This is a genomic window from Kitasatospora sp. NPDC004723 (assembly GCF_040609255.1).
Taxonomy (GTDB): domain Bacteria; phylum Actinomycetota; class Actinomycetes; order Streptomycetales; family Streptomycetaceae; genus Kitasatospora.
Genome location: NZ_JBEXJT010000093.1, coordinates 1,440 through 3,192, shown reverse-complemented (window position 1 = coordinate 3,192; position 1,753 = coordinate 1,440). Strand labels below are relative to the sequence as shown.

The 1,753-nt window shown below is 58.0% G+C and carries 1 rRNA gene (running past one end of the window); it reads right to left on the bottom strand.

Going from position 1 to position 1,753, the window contains the following annotated elements:
- Window positions 1-1,699 (bottom strand): 23S ribosomal RNA (locus ABZW10_RS38560); it reaches 1,489 nt to the left of the window's first position.
- Window positions 1,700-1,753: the final 54 nt, after the last annotated feature.

Below are 1,753 nucleotides of genomic sequence, written 5' to 3'. Positions count from 1 at the left end.
AGGCCTACACCCTTACCCCGGGACAACCACCGCCCGGGCTGGACTACCTTCCTGCGTCACCCCATCGCTCACCTACTACGAGGTTGGACCGCCGGCTCCACCACTTCCCCTTGTCCGAAGACTCCGGGACGGCTTCACGGGCTTAGCATCACTCGGTTCAGCGTTGGCGCTTCAAAGCGGGTACGGGAATATCAACCCGTTGTCCATCGACTACGCCTGTCGGCCTCGCCTTAGGTCCCGACTTACCCTGGGCAGATCAGCTTGACCCAGGAACCCTTGGTCAATCGGCGCAAGAGTTTCCCACTCTTGTATCGCTACTCATGCCTGCATTCTCACTCGTATACCGTCCACGACTGGTTTCCACCGCCGCTTCACCCGGCACACGACGCTCCCCTACCCATCACAGCAGGCGTTGGCCCTCTATGCTGCAATGACACGACTTCGGTGATGTGCTTGAGCCCCGCTACATTGTCGGCGCGGAATCACTTGACCAGTGAGCTATTACGCACTCTTTCAAGGGTGGCTGCTTCTAAGCCAACCTCCTGGTTGTCTCTGCGACTCCACATCCTTTCCCACTTAGCACACGCTTAGGGACCTTAGTCGGTGTTCTGGGCTGTTTCCCTCTCGACCATGGAGCTTATCCCCCACAGTCTCACTGCCACGCTCTCACTTACCGGCATTCGGAGTTTGGCTAAGGTCAGTAACCCGGTAAGGCCCATCGCCTATCCAGTGCTCTACCTCCGGCAAGAAACACGTGACGCTGCACCTAAATGCATTTCGGGGAGAACCAGCTATCACGGAGTTTGATTGGCCTTTCACCCCTAACCACAGGTCATCCCCCAGGTTTTCAACCCTGGTGGGTTCGGTCCTCCACGAAGTCTTACCTCCGCTTCAACCTGCCCATGGCTAGATCACTCCGCTTCGGGTCTTGGGCATGCAACTCAACCGCCCTATTCGGACTCGCTTTCGCTACGGCTACCCCACACGGGTTAACCTCGCTACACACCGCAAACTCGCAGGCTCATTCTTCAAAAGGCACGCAGTCACGGCCAGCCAGCAAGCTGACTGACGACGCTCCCACGGCTTGTAGGCACACGGTTTCAGGTACTATTTCACTCCGCTCCCGCGGTACTTTTCACCATTCCCTCACGGTACTATCCGCTATCGGTCACCAGGGAATATTTAGGCTTAGCGGGTGGTCCCGCCAGATTCACACGGGATTTCTCGGGCCCCGTGCTACTTGGGTATTCTTCAAGCGAGCCGTACAGATTTCGTCTACGGGGGTCTTACCCTCTACGCCGGACCTTTCGCATGTCCTTCGACTATCCATACGGTTTCTGACTCGCCGACCGGCCGGCAGACCGATCAAGAAAAAACCCACGACCCCCTGAGCGCAACCCCTGCCGGGTCTCACACGCTCAAGGTTTAGCCTCATCCGGTTTCGCTCGCCACTACTCCCGGAATCACGGTTGTTTTCTCTTCCTGCGGGTACTGAGATGTTTCACTTCCCCGCGTTCCCTCCACACTGCCTATGTGTTCAGCAGCGGGTGACAGCCCATGACGACTGCCGGGTTTCCCCATTCGGACACCCCCGGATCAAAGCTCGGTTGACAGCTCCCCGGGGCCTATCGCGGCCTCCCACGTCCTTCATCGGTTCCTGGTGCCAAGGCATCCACCGTGCGCCCTTAAAAACTTGGCCACAGATGCTCGCGTCCACTGTGCAGTTCTCAAACAACGACCAGACACCCACCTG